Consider the following 15,079-nt stretch of genomic DNA (forward strand, 5'->3'; position numbering starts at 1 on the left):
CATTTCACCCATTGGGTGACTCCTGTCTTTAGTCCGAAAACCTTGACACTACTACGTTTGAGCTAATTTTTGTAGATCTAACTGAGGAAAATAGGTTTAATCGGATGAGGATCTTGCCTTTCGTGACAGCCCGGCAGTAATGGCAAAAAACAGCGGCACGAAAAAAATAGCCAGAAACGTGGCTGCCAGCATGCCGCCGAATACGCCGGTTCCAATAGAATGGCGGCTGGCTGCGCCTGCGCCGGATGCCGTAACTAATGGCAATACGCCAAGAATGAATGCCATTGATGTCATGATGATCGGGCGGAAACGTAATCGTGCGGCTTCAAGTGCGGCCTGGGTGAGCGACAGTCCTTCCGTATATCGTTGACTGGCGAATTCTACAATTAGAATTGCGTTTTTTGCGGCCAAGCCGATTAAAGTAATCAACCCGATCTGAAAATAAATATCGTTGCTTAAATCTCGCATCCAGATTGCAAAAAGTGCGCCGAGGATACCGAACGGTACAATCAAAATAACAGCAAACGGTGTGGACCAGCTTTCATATTGCGCGGCCAGAACGAGAAAAACCATGAGCAAGGCAAATGCTAAAATCATGAATGTCTGACCACCTGCCTTGCTTTCCTGAAATGATATTCCGTCCCATTCCATAGTATAACCTTCCGGCTTGAGCATTTCCTCGGCCAATTGTTCCAATGCTTCCATAGCCTGACCGGAGCTATAACCGGGAGCAGGCGCACCCAGCACAAGTGCAGAGTTAAATCCATTAAAGTGTGTTACAGGATTGGGGCCGCTGTTAAAGTCGGTTGAAACGATTGTATCGAGCGGAATCATCGTCTGTTCCGAATCGTTTTGCACGCGAACGAATATTTTGCTGATATCTTCCGGACTGGATCGATATTCCGGCGGCGCTTCTGTTTGAACGCGGTAGACGCGGCCAAATTTGACAAAGTCGTTAATGTAAAGATTACCGAAATAAGCCTGCATCGTATCGAACACATCCGAAATTGGCACACCCAGGGATTTGGCGCGCTCACGATCTATATGTGCAAACAATCTCGGCGTATTGATTCTGAAATTGGTATTGGCGGCGGCAATTGCTGGATGCTCAGTTGCTCTGGCGGCGAACGACTGTGCTTTATCGGCAAATTCGGCAAAATCCCGGCCAGTTGGGTCCTGAAGTTGTAAAGAAAACCCTCCGGTGGCTCCAAGTCCGGATATGGCGGGCGCATTAAACGCCAGAATTAAAGCATCAGGAATCGTTGCGAATTCTTCAAATGCATCGGCAATAAGTGATTGCGCTTGTTGGCCGGGTTCTTTACGCTCATTCCAGAGTTGAAGCGGCACAAACATGGTTGCCTGATTGGTGCCGCGTGTATTGAAAACGAAATTTTGACCTACCAGCGCATCGGTTGAATGAACAGCGGGCTGCGCCTGAAAATATGCTTCAATTTTTGATACGACTTCCGTTGTTCTGGATTTTGAAGCGCCTTCCGGTAATTGAAAGATTGTAATGAAGTAGCCTTGATCCTCGTCGGGAAGAAAGCTTTTTGGAATTATTTTGAACATACCGATCATACTGATAATCAGTGCGACAAAAATTCCTAGTGCTATGAATTTTCTTTTCAAAATCCAGTCCACTGTATTTACATAGCGTAGTTGCGTCCAACCGAACGCGCTATTAAAAAGTTTCCAGAAACCTTTCGGTTCACCATGTTTGGATTTGAGCACCAAAGCGCAGAGCGCAGGACTCAGCGTCAGTGCAGTAAAACCCGAGATTGCAACGGAAACAGCTATAGTGATAGCGAACTGCTTGTACATTTGACCGGTAATGCCTTCAAGAAAAGCGACGGGGACGAACACCGCGGCAAGAACCAGTACCGATGCAATAATCGCACCCGTCACTTCGCCCAAAGCCTTAATTGCAGCGTCTTTAGGCGATAATCCGTTTTCCGTCATATTACGTTCAACGTTTTCTACCACAATAATTGCATCGTCCACGACAATGCCGATGGCAAGCACCATGCCAAACAATGTAAGTGTATTGATCGAAAAGCCGAGCGCATACATACCCGCCATCGTGCCGATCAACGATATAGGAATAGTTATCGCAGGTATCAATGTTGTGCGCCAACTTTGTAAAAACAGAAAAACGACCAGAATAACCAGAATCGCGGCTTCGATCAGTGTATGGAAAACTTCTTCAATGGAAACTTCAATAAATTGAGTTGTATCGTAGGGAACGTCAAATGACATGCCTGCCGGAAAGCTGTCCGACAATTTATCCATTTCAGCACGTACGCTTCTAACGGTGTTCAGTGCGTTTGCGCCTGGCGAGAGAAAAGTCAGTAAAAATGTGTTTGGCTTGCTGTTCCACCGGCCTTCAAGATCGTAAGACTGGGCGCCCAATTCGACTTTAGCAACATCGCGCATGCGAACCATTGAGCCGTCAGGGTATGCGCGAACAATCATGTTCTCAAACTCTTTCACATCACTCATACGGCCGCTGGTGATGACAGGAATTGTAAGCTCTGTTTTCTTTGTTGTCGGATCGCGCCCGATTCTGCCGGCAGGGAAATCCCGGTTTTGTTCGCGTACTACATTAGCGATTTCTGTAGGCGTGATATTAAGTTGAGCCATACGAACCGGATCAAGTATCAATCGCATGGCGTAATCTTGAGCGCCGTAAACGATTGCGTCACCCACACCGGGTAATCGTTTGATATTGTCAAGTACCTGGATCAGCGCATAGTTGGAGATATAAACCGGATCATGCCGGGGGTCGGTAGAGCTTAATGCAATCACAGCAAGCATATTGGGCGACATCTTTTTTACGGTTACACCTCGTCTGAGTACTTCTTCAGGCAGTTGCGGTTCCGCCAGCTTCTGACGGTTCTGCGTTTGCACCTGCGCGATATCGATATCCGTGCCGATCTCGAACGTCAAGCGCATCGTCATATGCCCGTCATTTGTGCTTGTAGAATCGTAATATAATAGATTGTCGATGCCGGGCAGTTGAATTTCAATCGGACGCGCCACAGACTCGGCAACTGTTTCTGCATTTGCACCCGGATAATCTGCTTCAATTTGTATCATTGGCGGGACAATATCGGGAAACTGTGCCACAGGGAGATTCAAAAAAGACACCAGACCGACAACGACGATGAGGATAGACAGAACGGATGCAAAAATGGGGCGATCTATAAAAAACCGTAAGTTCATGGCGTTCCTGGATTATCTCTATTGTTCTCAGATGCGTTTTTTGAAACGGGCGTCACTTCGATGCCAGGCTGAACCCGATGAAATCCGGCCACTATAACCTTTTCGCCTGACTCAAGTCCTCTTTCAATCAACCAGTCATTGTCGTGCCATGTAGTTGCATGCACTTGGCGTAATTCCACTTTATTTTTATCATCAACTATGTAGACAAATGAACCGTTCGCGCTGTGTTGCACCGCGCGTTGAGGAATCAGTATGGCATTGAGCCGGTGGTATCCCTTTAACCTGATAGTGACGAATTGCCCGGGAAGGAAATTTGACTGCCCCGGAGAGAAGTTCCCGGATGGATTGGGAAAAGTAAACCGGCCCTGGAGCGTACCGGTTTCGGCCCGGATCGTTACTGCCGTAAAGTCCAGTATGCCTTCTTCAGGATATACACTGCCGTCGGCAAAGGTCATGACACCGCGCAGCTGATATAAATCCGGTCTTTCAACCTTTTTCTCCGCAAGTTCTCTTCGTCTACGCAAGATGTAACTTTCCGGCACGTTAACGCTGACATACATTGGATCGAGCTGGTCGATAGTATTTAATAAAGTAGTCTGGGCGGAGATGAGCTGGCCTTCATAAAAATTGCTTCTTCCGATCCGTCCGCTTACCGTAGCGACAACGACGGTATTGTCCAGATCAAATTTTGCCTTGACTACGTCGTTTTGCGCAGCTTCGAGCGCAGCTTCAGCACTTAAAACGTCGGCAACAGCATCATCGACATCTTTCTGGCTTACCGCTTGCTCTTCCAATAGCGGCTTTACGCGGGCAAGATTCTGTTTAGTCTGTACTAAGCGTGCTTTGTGCAGTGCAACCTTGGCTTTCATGGCCTGATAGATTGCGTTAAAAGGAACCGGGTCGATCAAATACAGTTTGTCTCCTTTTTTGACATTCCGGCCTTCAGTGTAATATATCTTTTCTATTACACCGGAAACCTGGGCGCGTATTTCCACGGGGCGGAAAGCTTCCGCTCTGCCGATAAACACTGGCTCGTCCGGTATTGTCCGGCTGGAGACCGTGACAGTTTCCACCTCAGGAGGCGGCGGTGCAGAATCGGGAGGGGTATCCGGCGCGCAACCGGCAGACAGGGTTAAGGCAATTGCCACGGTTGCTACCCTGATCAGCGATTTCACGGCAGCATCTTGCAATCGTAATGGCTTCAGTAACTTTCGAGTGTTCATTATTATCAATTAATTTTTAAGAATAGCTTTGATATATCCGGTGAATTTCAAAGTTCAACTTTTATGATTACCCTTCTTCCATATCTTTGTATTGATATTCACGCTCCCATCCACCGCCCAGCGCTCTGTATAGTCTTACGATGGAAATCAGATGCAGGCGATGCGCTTCCGTATGTGAGAATTTTGCTTGGTACAAATTGCGTTTGGCAAGCAATACATCGACATAGCTGGTGATACCGCCTCTATAACGCAGATTGGCAACATGCAATGCCGATTGGAGTGCATCTACCTGCTGTTGCCTGGCTTTTCGTTGTTCGCTGGCCTTGCGGATTGCAACCAGCGCGTCTTCAACTTCCTTGAACGCGACCAAAATTGTCTGACGGTAATTTGCTATTGCCTGATTGGCCTGCGCTTCGGCTACGCGTTGTTCAAACCCGAGTATCGTCGCGTTAAACAGAGGAGCTGCAAGTCCAATGCCGCTTGCGCCATATTTGGTATCGGAGAAAGTTAACAGGTTGGAAAGCGATGGACTTGCAACACCGAGAAGCCCGGTAATTGAAAAACGCGGAAAACGCATTGCCTTTGTCATGCCTATTCGTGCTGTTGCTGCTGTTAACACTTGCTCTGCCTGTACAATATCGGGGCGGCGCTGTAAAAGCTCGGAAGGCAGTCCGGCAGGTATCTCGGGCGGGATATGTTGCTGAGCCAACGTGCGAAACCTAAGTATGGGAGAAGGGTTTTTACCCAGTAATACGTTCAGTTCATTTTCGGTTTGTACGATAAGACGCTCAAAATCGGCAACCAATGCAGCTGCGTTGGCGCGTTCAGCCTCGAATTGGTCGAGATCGATTCGGGGTATTAGGCCTGCTTTCAATTGTGCTCTCGATATGGCGACAGATTCTTCCCATGAAGCTAATGCCTGGAGAGCAATGCTGCGTTGTGTGTCGTATTGCAGCAGGTCAAAATATGCTTGCGCCACCGCGCTGACTAACATGATCAAGATCGCCCGGCGGTTTTCTTCCTGCGCGAATACTTCCGCACGCGCCGCTTCCGTGGATCTTCGAATTCTGCCCCAGACATCGATTTCCCAGCTCATTACGGCATTGCCGAAATAATTAAATGGCGTTGGAAAACCTGGGCGCGGGAATCCGCCAAGCTTGCCGAAAAAAGGCGCGTTACTTTCAACGTCTATCCTGGGTAGAAAATCCATACGGGCAATATGAACTCGCGCCTGATATTCCTCTATCATTGCAACAGCGCGTTTGAGATCTTGATTGTTGATTATTGCTTCGGTAATAAGCTGCTGCAGCGTTTCATCTTTGAGAAATTCCCACCAGGACTGTGACGCAACTGATTCACCGATGTCCTGATTCATTCTGAATTGGCTGCTTACCTCAATGGATGGACGTTTATAGTCCGGACCCATTGCACAGGCGGTCAATAATACATAGGAAAGTAAGGCGATTGCTCGTGCCCGGTATCGTTGGATAAAAAAATTCATGAACAAAAAATCATGTAATATTTGAAGTAAATAAGTAACCTTGTTAATTTAGAGTCAATACATGCTGGTTAACGCAATAGTTGCTCATGTTTGTTTTAATTCTATTCGAACTCTTATTGAAATTCGGTCGCGCGCACACCGCAATCAAGTCATTTACTATAGAATGAACAGCATGGCTCTATTGAGTTTGTCAAAAAAATACTGTGTGTATGTGCTCATAATTATACAGTTATGCATTTCATGTTATAGCAGATATTTTGTTACTGTGATATGCGTCCTGTTGTTAAATGGCTGCGCCAATCTGGGCTATTATGCGCAGGCGGTTAACGGCCATATGGATGTCATGCGGCGCGCCCAGCCGATCAGCGGCTTGATCGACAATCCCGGTGTCGACCCTGATTTGAAACGCATTCTCAGTCAGGCTGCGGCCATGCGAAAATTCGCCAGCGAGGCGCTTGAACTTCCAGATAACCAAAGCTATACCCGTTATGCGGATTTGAAAAGACCCTACGCAGTCTGGAATGTTGTCGCGGCGCCGGAATTTTCCATCCGGTTGAAACGATGGTGTTTTGTCAAAGCCGGCTGCGTAAGCTACCGCGGTTTTTTTTCCCAGGCCAGGGCCGAGCGCTATGCTGACCGGCTTCGAGCCAAAGGCTACGATGTACACGTTGGCGGCGTACCTGCATATTCCACGCTGGGATGGTTTAGCGACCCCGTATTGAATACGTTCATTCATTCCGAACTGGAGCTGGCGCGATTGATTTTTCATGAGCTGGCGCATCAGGTTGTTTATGTGCCGGGCGATACGGTTTTTAATGAGTCGTTCGCCACGCTGGTTGAACAAGAAGGTATCCGGCGCTGGCTGACGCATAAAGGCAAATCAGAACAGTATGCCGCGTACCACGCCCGGCGCGAAATGCAAACGACTTTCAATACCCTTGTCCTCGCTCACCGCAAGCGCCTGAAAGCATTGTTCGAAACGGATATCAGCGACGCCGGGAAACGTGCAGCCAAAGCATATGTATTCAATGATCTGCACGCGCAGTTTACGCTGTTGGCAAGCGCCCGGCCGGAATTCGGCCGTTATGAACGGTGGTTTGCAAAACCGCTCAACAACGCACGCCTGGCAACTGTATCGGTTTATACACAGTTGCTGCCGGCGTTTCGGGCGCTGCTTGCATTGCAGGATGGTGATATGGCGCGCTTCTATGCTGCTGTCCGGGTAATTGGCGAACTGCCCAGCGCCGCCGAACGTGCCGATGCCCTGCAAATGGCGCTTGATAAAAGCCGGCACAATGCGCTTGCAGGCATGATTACACAACAGCCGCAATGACCGGACCGGCAGATGCCCGAAACAAGCTTAGGAGTCGTTCATAAATAACTGTAGCACCTGGATCGCGTCTGGCGGGCACACTGCGGCGTTGTTCGTCGTCGCCATAGCCTGTGTGCTATGACTCATCCTCCCGCCTTGCATTGCATCCCGCCAGACGCGCCCAATTGTCACACTTATTTATTCGCTGCTCCTTAGCGTTGCCGCCGGTCTACGCTGTAAGTGCCGGCGCCATAAACGGCGAGCAGGATCAAACCGCCGGCAATTGCAATATTTTTCTGGAACATAATGAGCTGCATTTGATCGTCGAAGTTGTTGTGGAAAAGTATCGCGGTTGCGATGGCAAAAAGCGCCAGGATAAGCGATACCCATTGGGTTTTCCAGCCGGCGATCAGCGCCAGACCGCCGCCAAGTTCCAGTATGATGACCAGCGGCAGCAGTTCACCGGGAACGCCCATCGCATTCATATATCCCTGCGTGCCTTCATAGCCGCCGATTTTGTTGTAGCCGGCCAGAAAAAATATCTGGGCTAACAGGATACGTGCAATTAATTCACTGATTTGTTTCATTTGAAGCTCCTTTAAACCTGGAAATCGAACATTGGTGATGCAGAATATTATTACTGTAATATAATCCGGAATAAACAGGCGTTATTGCAAATTACTGTTCCTTATCTGACAACAATTGAATTCGTATGAACCGGTTTGAAAATATGCAAACATTTGTCCGGGTCGTTGATGCCGGCAGCATCAGCGGCGCAGCCGAGCGGCTGGGCGTGGCAAAGTCAGTGGTAAGCCGCCGCTTGAAGGAACTGGAAATGCATCTGGGCGCCGCGCTGTTTCATCGAACCACCCGGAAGATGAATTTAACCGAAACCGGCCGTACTTTTTTTCAGCAGACGGTGCGCATTCTCGACGATTTGCAGGAGGCTGAACTGACGGCCTCGCAAGCGCATGGTATGCTCAAAGGCAGTCTGCGCGTTGCGTTGCCGTTGAGCTTTGGTCTGATGCATATGGGACCGGCGATTGATGCGTTTTTGCAGGCGCATCCGCAGATTGAATTCGATCTCGATTTTAATGACCGTCAGGTTGATCTGGTGACTGAAGGGTTCGATCTGGCTATCCGTATCGCCAATCTTGCTGATTCCAGTCTGATGGCGCGCCGTCTTGCCGGCATTCGGGCAGTGATGTGCGCCAGTCCGGACTACCTGAAACGCAACGGGATTCCGCAGGCGGTGAGCGATCTGGCGCACCATCAGTGCCTGGCTTACAACCTGCTGCGCGACTTTAATCACTGGCATGTGCATGATACAAACGGCAACCCTGTCAGGGTTCGCATTCGGCCTTATTTAAAAGCGGGCAACGGCGAATTTCTCCGCGATGCTGCTGTCAGCGGGCTGGGCATTGCCTTGCTGCCGACTTTTATTGTATACCGGGAAGTTGAGCAAGGCGCCCTGGTGCCGGTTCTGACGGATTATCATTGTCCGCAGATAGCGGCTTATACCGTGTATCCGCAAACCCGCCACCTTTCACGTAGAGTCAGGGCATTTGTCGATTTTCTGGCCGAACGCTTTAACAAAACCCCGTACTGGGATAAGTGTTTACAGCAGGAAATATCTGAATGTTAGGAGGATGTTAACAATTCTTGTCGATTGGAAGACCTGTTATTCAAAACTTTCCAGCCGGAATTGAAATTGAGCCGGGTCGGTCAACGACAGTACCACGTTATTCAATAACGCGTTCTCATTGATAATAACCGATGGAATCACCAGCGTGCGGTTCTGGCCCGAAAATGCCGCCATATTTGCAGGCCCGGCTTCAAGCGGCGTCACACTGGCAGTATCCAGTTCGAACACGATATCCGGTTCCACTGCGATCAGCAGCAGGCGTACATCGTACATCTCGCCGTTACCGGTATCGACCGCAAACGTTAATGCATTCCCGTCAAACACTGCGGTTACATCATGCAAAGTCACAGAATTGACCAGCACGAAATTTTCCACTTGAACAGGTTCTGACACATCAAAATTAACCGTCGGCGTGCTCGACAGTGCGCCGCCGAAATTGACGCGTTGCAAGCCTGCTATCGTGTCGAAAAGAATCATGCCGTCATACAGAATTTTTGCAAACACCGTAAAGCCTCCATTCTGGGTATCCAAAAATGCCGGAGGGCCGGTATTGTCGTCAAGATTGATGAACCACTGGCTGGTGGCGCTGTTCGGATCGCTGCCCAGCTTGGCCATGGCGACCGTACCGCGTACATTGGAAAGGCCAAATTCGTTTACTACGGGATCGAACGTATTAACTTGTGTTACACCCGCACCGTTGCTGCCGCTGGTGACTTTGAATCCGCCACCCTGAATGACGAAGCCCGGCTCGCTGCGGTGAAAAATGCTTTGATCATAAGCGCCGCTGTCAATATAGCGGATAAAATTGGCCACCGTCAGGGGTGCCTGCCGTTCAAGCAGCTCCATGCAAAAGCCGCCTAGATTTGTGTTAAAACATGCGACAGGATTGGCTTGCGTTGCAGTCGAACATAACAGCAAGCCCAAGGCAACGATACTTTTTGGAAAATTTCGAATTGAGGCCATGACAGGTCGATGAATGATTAATGAATTGAAAACAATATTATACGGAACAGCTGTCATTTAGGTGAAAATACTGAACGCATGCGGTAAACGTGGTGCCGCCAGTCAGGATTGACTTGTATTTTTGGCAAGAATGCCGTCAAAGATGTTTATCCGTATATCGTATCCGCACCGGATCAAGCGAATCCGGCTGTGTAAATGCTTGTTGTACCTGCCATAGACGCATCGGCGAATACGTATGTATGGTATGTTTCAATAGCAACAGGCGTTAATCATAACGATGGCTGCGGCAAGTCTCCAACGGAGACTGTCAGTGGTCAGCGGCCGCCCAAATCCGCAAACACAGACGGAAAAAAATGACTGAGTTTAACCGCTACGCCGTCAATCAGTCGCGCTATCCAATATTCGTTCGCAAGACTCAGCCCCTTCCAGCAAGTCATCAACCACGCCCGGTTTTCGAACAATCGATCATTTATTCATAGCGTTGGTTTTTTTGTCACGCGCAATGAAAAACAAGCCGGTTCTATGAAGCGGGATGACAATTTTGTTTGCGCCAGCCGTTGATTCGAACCGAATCGAACCGTTTTGCGATGTCAGTCGTATAACCGATAAAGCCGGAACGTAATTGCGTGCTCCGCATGAGCAGACCGGTTTTTTCCGGCCGGATTGATTTCAGTCCCACGGGATTCAATACTATTAGTAAGGAGATTATGATGTCTACTATTGGCGATAATGCACGGTTGCTTTCAAACGACGTTCAGGCGAAATGGCTGATTGAAGATTTTCCGTTTCGTATTCAACTGGCCAGCGTTTTCCCTTTTTATCCGGTTGCCGGGGATGCGTTGCGTTACACCACAACGCCGGTGTTGCAGCCCGGCGTGACGATTGGATTTGAAGAGGGGATAGTCGAGGACACCAAAATGCCCAATGACGCATCCCGCGTCTTTTCATTCGCCGAGATTGCCACGCAGTTCCGGGTTTCATATAAAGCGCAGGATATTTTTTCATCGAATGTCAACGACCAGGTATCCGTACAAATGGCGCTGGCCATCCGGGAGCTGCTCTACAAGTTCTGGACGTTGTTCGAATCGGGCGATTCTGTCAATGCCGGAGAATTCGACGGTTTGCATAAACTGGCCGATCCGTCGCGGGTGCTGGATCTCGGTTTTCAACCGCTCACGCTGGAAGTACTGGAACAGGGCAAGGAGCTGGTACGCACCAACGATGGCCGCGGCACAGTGCTGTTTACCAACAGCACCGGTAAGCGCGCGATTCATGCGGCGCACTGGACGCGTGGACTGACCCCACAGTATACCGACATGATTTTTCCATGTCCGCGCAATGAAAATCAGGCGGAACAGGTTTTAACCTTTGACGGCGCACCGGTTTATGTCAACGACCTGAATCAGAATCTGGGCGGCAGCCCGGACGCGCCGGACGGTGAACCCGTACCGGAAAATCCCCTGGCGCCTGACAGCGCAGGAACAGGCACCAACATCTGGTTTTTTTCCATGGGCGAAAACAACCTGCACGGCATGACGCCCGCGGCGCTGGATACGGGACTGTTCGTGACACGTTCTACAATGCTGCCGGATGGGTCCACCCTGGTCTACCATGTGACAATGCCTGCCAGCATTGCGCTTGGCAGCGCCAGCAGCCTGGCCGTGATCAAGAACGCCGTAATTCCGGCACAGCGTAGCCCATTGATTGACTTTGATATCCGGGGAGCATAGCCATGGCCGAAAAATTTTTCACCGAAGCCGTTTCCGGTACCAGCGCACAGGATGCACCCGCGCCGGAACAACGGAAGCCAGCATTACAAACCAATCCGGACGCAGTCAGAACGCAGCTTCAGAGTGCGCCTGTACCGGTAAAATTCAAGCAGTCGGTGCAAGGCGTTATGCCCGCTGCGCGGTTGCCATTGGCTGAACCTGTGCATTCATGCACCGCCGATGGTTTCTGTTCGCACACACTGGGAACAATGGAGCGGGAATCCGCCGGTTTGTCCGCAGCATCAGGGAATACGAATATAATGCAGCCGTTTTATCTGACCGATGCGATGGTCAACCTGACCCAGCTTGAACACGCCGCCGCAGGACTACACTGGTTCGATGCGCGTCCGCTGTCGGCGCTGATCACCAACTCGTATTTTCTCGAGACCTGTTTTTTTCCGCCTGTCTATTGGTGTCTTTGTCCTTCAGATCCGTCTAAAAAGATTAGCAAAGAATGTAACGACCTGTGGCTTAAAGCGGTAAAAACGTTTAAAGACAAGGGCCATCTCACAGCAACCGAATACACCGAACTGTTGAAAAAATGTCCTGAATTTATGAAACTTTTTTATAAAGATACAAAGAATGAGAGTGATACAGTCTATCCAGTATTCAAATTAAAAACCACAGTTTTAGCTAACCTTGACGCTTTCGAGGAATGGAAGAAGAAAGCGGATGAAGAAGCCAAAAAGAAACAGAAGAAAATTGAAGATGCAGAAAAAAAAGAACAGGAAGCGTACGATAAAAGTCATGGAGGAAAGGGCCATTCTCCTTGCGAATGCTGGGAATTGGTTGGCTACGCTGCGTATACAAACGGAAATAGAATTCCGATAACAAGTAAGTTTTCTGACAAACCGACTAAAATACCTAAGGAAAACGTATGCTTAGTGTCAGGTCAGGGTAAAGAAGTAAAAGGAATGCATGAATTTAAGTCTATTTCCGGCCGCCCGAATTGTTGCACGTTTGAGTACTTATCAAAATATGTTCAAGTGGCGCATTCCTTACCGAAGGGGGGTAACATAAAACCGAAATATACTGGCATTGAGCATGGAAAGTATAAAAGTTACAATCAATATGCTGAATACGAATATTGGCTTACCTTGACTTCAACCCCGAATCACTATGGTTGGGAGTATATGAACATTATCAACAATTTCAAAGTCGGAAAAAAAAGACAAGCGGAAGTGACAGAATCAATAGAATCAAATCAGTTAAATAAAGGACTCGGAAAAATTGAAATGAATATTGACGGCGTAAACTGCCCTGCCAAAACGCTTTGGTATTTAGCTGAATAAATGCAAGCTGCTATCAGCTTTGAATCCTAAAAAGCGGCCCGGGTGATAGTATTCGGGCTGCTTTTTAGTTTTACTCTGCAATAAATTCCAACCCTTCAATTAACACCGCGGCGAAAACAAGCGGTTCTTTTCCAACAGATTGCAGCGCATGCACCGAGCCTGTGGGCCGGTGTATGCAATCGCCGGGGTGATAGACTGCGCCATTGACTTCTTTCATCTGACCTTGAAGCACGAACGACCATTCGTCGCCCAGATGCCGGTGAGCGGCGATCATTTTGCCGGGTTCGACGTAGACCAGCCCGCAATCGGCGTTTTCGGCAATCTGCGGCCCACCCTCAAAATGGTACAAATGTGTGCCGGGAAAAGCGTTGAATTGCCATGTTTCCGCTGACACATGATTCAGACTGGATAAATGTTTTTCGATGGCCGCCCGCTTCAAATCAAAAAAACCGCAAAGCCGTTCTACAAAACCGGCAAAGCGTGTTTCGTGCCGGACGGAATGCAGGATGCGCTCCCGCAGGTTTTGCGGCGGGGCCAGTGGCTGTTCCGCTTCGGCCAGTAACGTCAATGCACGCTCGATATCCCGCAATGCTGCCTTGTCCTGAGCGGATGAGTCGATTTCAGCCTGCAGCGTTTTTGCGGTTTTTTCATCGAGAATGCCTAATGCATACTCGATCAGTTTATTATCGCGGTCGGGCATGTGTTTTTTCTCCACTCGATTCCAATGCGCCGCGCAAATGCCGGATTGCGGCCGACAATCTGGATTTCACTGTACCGACCGGTATCTGGCATCGCTCGGCGATTTCCGAACATGTTAAACCTTCATAGTAACTCAGCACAATGACGGTGTACTGTGACTCGGGCAGTTGTTCGACAGCGGAACGCGCATACTGCCATTCGGCCAGTTGATCCGGTGCCGGTTCGGTTGTCTGAACCGCACCGGATTCATCATATGCATCTGCCGAAAAAATTTTTTGCGTACGCGCAAGTTGACGCAACCGATCAACCGCGCGGCTACGCACCCGCATCAGAATCCAGGTGCGCGCCGAACTGCGCGAGGCATCAAAATCCGCGGCTTTGTTCCAGATTTCCAGAAACACATCATGAATCAGATCCTCGGCGTCTTTTCGTGATTTCAAAATCCTGGTTGCAACAGCGAACATGTGCATCACATGACGCTCGTACAATTGTGCCAGCGCATGGTGCTGCTGCTGTGCGATCTGCCGTATTAATTGCGTATCGATATCCACAATGCTTCCCGCTATCGTGTGAATGTGGCGTGTTAGGAGCCGTTCATAAATAACTGTAACACCTGGATCGCATCTGGCGGGCACACTGCGGCGTTGTTCGTCGCCGCCATAACCTTGTGCTACGACTCATCCTCCCGCATTGCATTGCATCCCGCCAGACGCGCCCAATTGTCACACTTATTTATTCGCGGCTCCTTAGTGTTTTATCCACTTCATTTTACAACCGATTTGCGGAACACGGCGAAGTTTTTGCCAATACCCCGAAACAGCAGCTTTTGCCGCCTTTAACGATGCATGTTTTATGCGTAATATCCGCATTCAGCAAGGAAGTCAGCAAGCTTAAATCCAATGCGCAAACCTTGTGGCATTGTTCGGCTATCCGATGATAAACACAGTTGTTGGCCGTGATTTCAGCATAAAATTCAGAATTGCGTGTTACATCAGTGTCATAACCGAGTTCCCGCAGTATGGCCGCCACTTCATTTACTTTGTCGGTTTGTGCCTGATGCCTGTCGACCCGGCCTGTAAATTCCAGAGCGAATTGTCTGCCCAGTTCTGTCAGGCAGGACTCCAGTTCTTTCTCTCCCAGGTTTTTTTTGAGCCAGGCAAGCAACGTGCTGGCCAGCAATGCATAGTGCCTTGGAAAAAGTTCCAGTCCATTGGGTGTCAATGTATAAACTTTGCCGGGCCTGCCGCCGGTACTGTGCAACAATGCGCTTTGGATAAAACCGCTGGCGCTCAGACTGGATAGGTGTTGATTAATCGCGTTACGGGAAATTTCGAGCAGGCCGGCCAGTTCATCGATCGTCAGTCCGTTGCGGTGATGCAGCAGAACTGTCAGCAGCGCTTGCTGGCGTTGCCCTAGATGCAAAATTGCAGACATAAGATACTGTCACTATATT

13 protein-coding genes are annotated in these 15,079 nt (G+C 49.2%); 4 read left to right on the forward strand and 9 right to left on the reverse strand.

What is annotated here, in order from left to right:
• Positions 1–96: 96 nt before the first annotated feature.
• The 3 genes from BMY60_RS05795 to BMY60_RS05805 form a co-directional block, all read right to left on the reverse strand.
• Entirely contained in the window at positions 97–3,222 is a 3,126-nt protein-coding gene (locus BMY60_RS05795; RefSeq protein ID WP_090332086.1) for an efflux RND transporter permease subunit, read from the reverse strand.
• Positions 3,219–4,445 carry an efflux RND transporter periplasmic adaptor subunit gene (locus tag BMY60_RS05800; RefSeq protein WP_090332087.1) on the reverse strand — a complete coding sequence of 409 codons (1,227 nt, stop codon included), beginning with the start codon at positions 4,443–4,445 and terminating at the stop codon, positions 3,219–3,221. Before BMY60_RS05800 ends, BMY60_RS05795 begins: the two co-directional genes overlap by 4 nt.
• 67 nt (positions 4,446–4,512) lie before the next feature.
• Positions 4,513–5,946 (reverse strand): efflux transporter outer membrane subunit, encoded by a 1,434-nt coding sequence (locus BMY60_RS05805; RefSeq protein WP_090332089.1) that lies wholly within the window; start codon positions 5,944–5,946, stop codon positions 4,513–4,515.
• A gap of 280 nt (positions 5,947–6,226) precedes the next feature.
• On the opposite strand from BMY60_RS05805, the gene BMY60_RS05810 reads away from it, so the two are divergent.
• A complete protein-coding gene (locus BMY60_RS05810) occupies positions 6,227–7,279 on the forward strand; it encodes an aminopeptidase (protein WP_256250710.1) in 1,053 nt (350 codons plus the stop codon).
• Between the two features lie 191 nt (positions 7,280–7,470).
• Here BMY60_RS05810 and BMY60_RS05815 read toward each other — a convergent pair whose 3' ends face one another.
• Positions 7,471–7,845: a DoxX family protein gene (locus BMY60_RS05815; RefSeq protein ID WP_090332090.1), complete on the reverse strand. Its 375-nt coding sequence runs from the start codon at positions 7,843–7,845 to the stop codon at positions 7,471–7,473.
• A 143-nt stretch (positions 7,846–7,988) separates the two neighbouring features.
• Between BMY60_RS05815 and BMY60_RS05820 the strand changes: the two genes are divergently transcribed.
• On the forward strand, positions 7,989–8,903 hold the full coding sequence (locus BMY60_RS05820) for a LysR family transcriptional regulator (RefSeq protein WP_256250711.1): 915 nt from the start codon (positions 7,989–7,991) through the stop codon (positions 8,901–8,903).
• Positions 8,904–8,939: 36 nt separating this feature from the next.
• On the opposite strand, the gene BMY60_RS05825 is transcribed toward BMY60_RS05820, so the two are convergent.
• Together BMY60_RS05825 and BMY60_RS15985 are read right to left on the reverse strand one after the other, a co-directional pair.
• Complete coding sequence (locus BMY60_RS05825) at positions 8,940–9,923, reverse strand: peptidylprolyl isomerase (protein WP_090332093.1); 984 nt, start codon at positions 9,921–9,923, stop codon at positions 8,940–8,942.
• Positions 9,924–10,386: 463 nt separating this feature from the next.
• On the reverse strand, positions 10,387–10,545 hold the full coding sequence (locus tag BMY60_RS15985; protein ID WP_218141641.1) for a hypothetical protein: 159 nt from the start codon (positions 10,543–10,545) through the stop codon (positions 10,387–10,389).
• Between the two features lie 28 nt (positions 10,546–10,573).
• Between BMY60_RS15985 and BMY60_RS05830 the strand changes: the two genes are divergently transcribed.
• The gene (locus BMY60_RS05830) at positions 10,574–11,596 is read left to right on the forward strand and encodes a hypothetical protein (RefSeq protein ID WP_143057368.1); all 1,023 of its coding nucleotides are present in this window, start codon (positions 10,574–10,576) and stop codon (positions 11,594–11,596) included.
• 167 nt (positions 11,597–11,763) lie between these two features.
• Complete coding sequence (locus BMY60_RS05835; RefSeq protein ID WP_218141642.1) at positions 11,764–12,927, forward strand: hypothetical protein; 1,164 nt, start codon at positions 11,764–11,766, stop codon at positions 12,925–12,927.
• A 70-nt stretch (positions 12,928–12,997) separates the two neighbouring features.
• Here BMY60_RS05835 and BMY60_RS05840 read toward each other — a convergent pair whose 3' ends face one another.
• From BMY60_RS05840 to BMY60_RS05850, 3 genes are all read right to left on the reverse strand, one after another.
• Positions 12,998–13,627, reverse strand: a complete 630-nt coding sequence (locus BMY60_RS05840) for a cupin domain-containing protein (protein ID WP_090332098.1) — start codon at positions 13,625–13,627, stop codon at positions 12,998–13,000.
• Positions 13,611–14,177, reverse strand: coding sequence for an RNA polymerase sigma factor (locus tag BMY60_RS05845; protein ID WP_090332099.1), 567 nt, complete (start codon positions 14,175–14,177; stop codon positions 13,611–13,613). The genes BMY60_RS05840 and BMY60_RS05845 overlap by 17 nt, the downstream gene beginning before the upstream one ends.
• A gap of 217 nt (positions 14,178–14,394) precedes the next feature.
• Positions 14,395–15,060 (reverse strand): helix-turn-helix transcriptional regulator, encoded by a 666-nt coding sequence (locus tag BMY60_RS05850; RefSeq protein WP_090332100.1) that lies wholly within the window; start codon positions 15,058–15,060, stop codon positions 14,395–14,397.
• Between the last annotated feature and the right edge of the window lie 19 nt (positions 15,061–15,079).

This window comes from Nitrosomonas sp. Nm51 (assembly GCF_900111165.1).
Classification (GTDB): Bacteria; Pseudomonadota; Gammaproteobacteria; order Burkholderiales; family Nitrosomonadaceae; genus Nitrosomonas.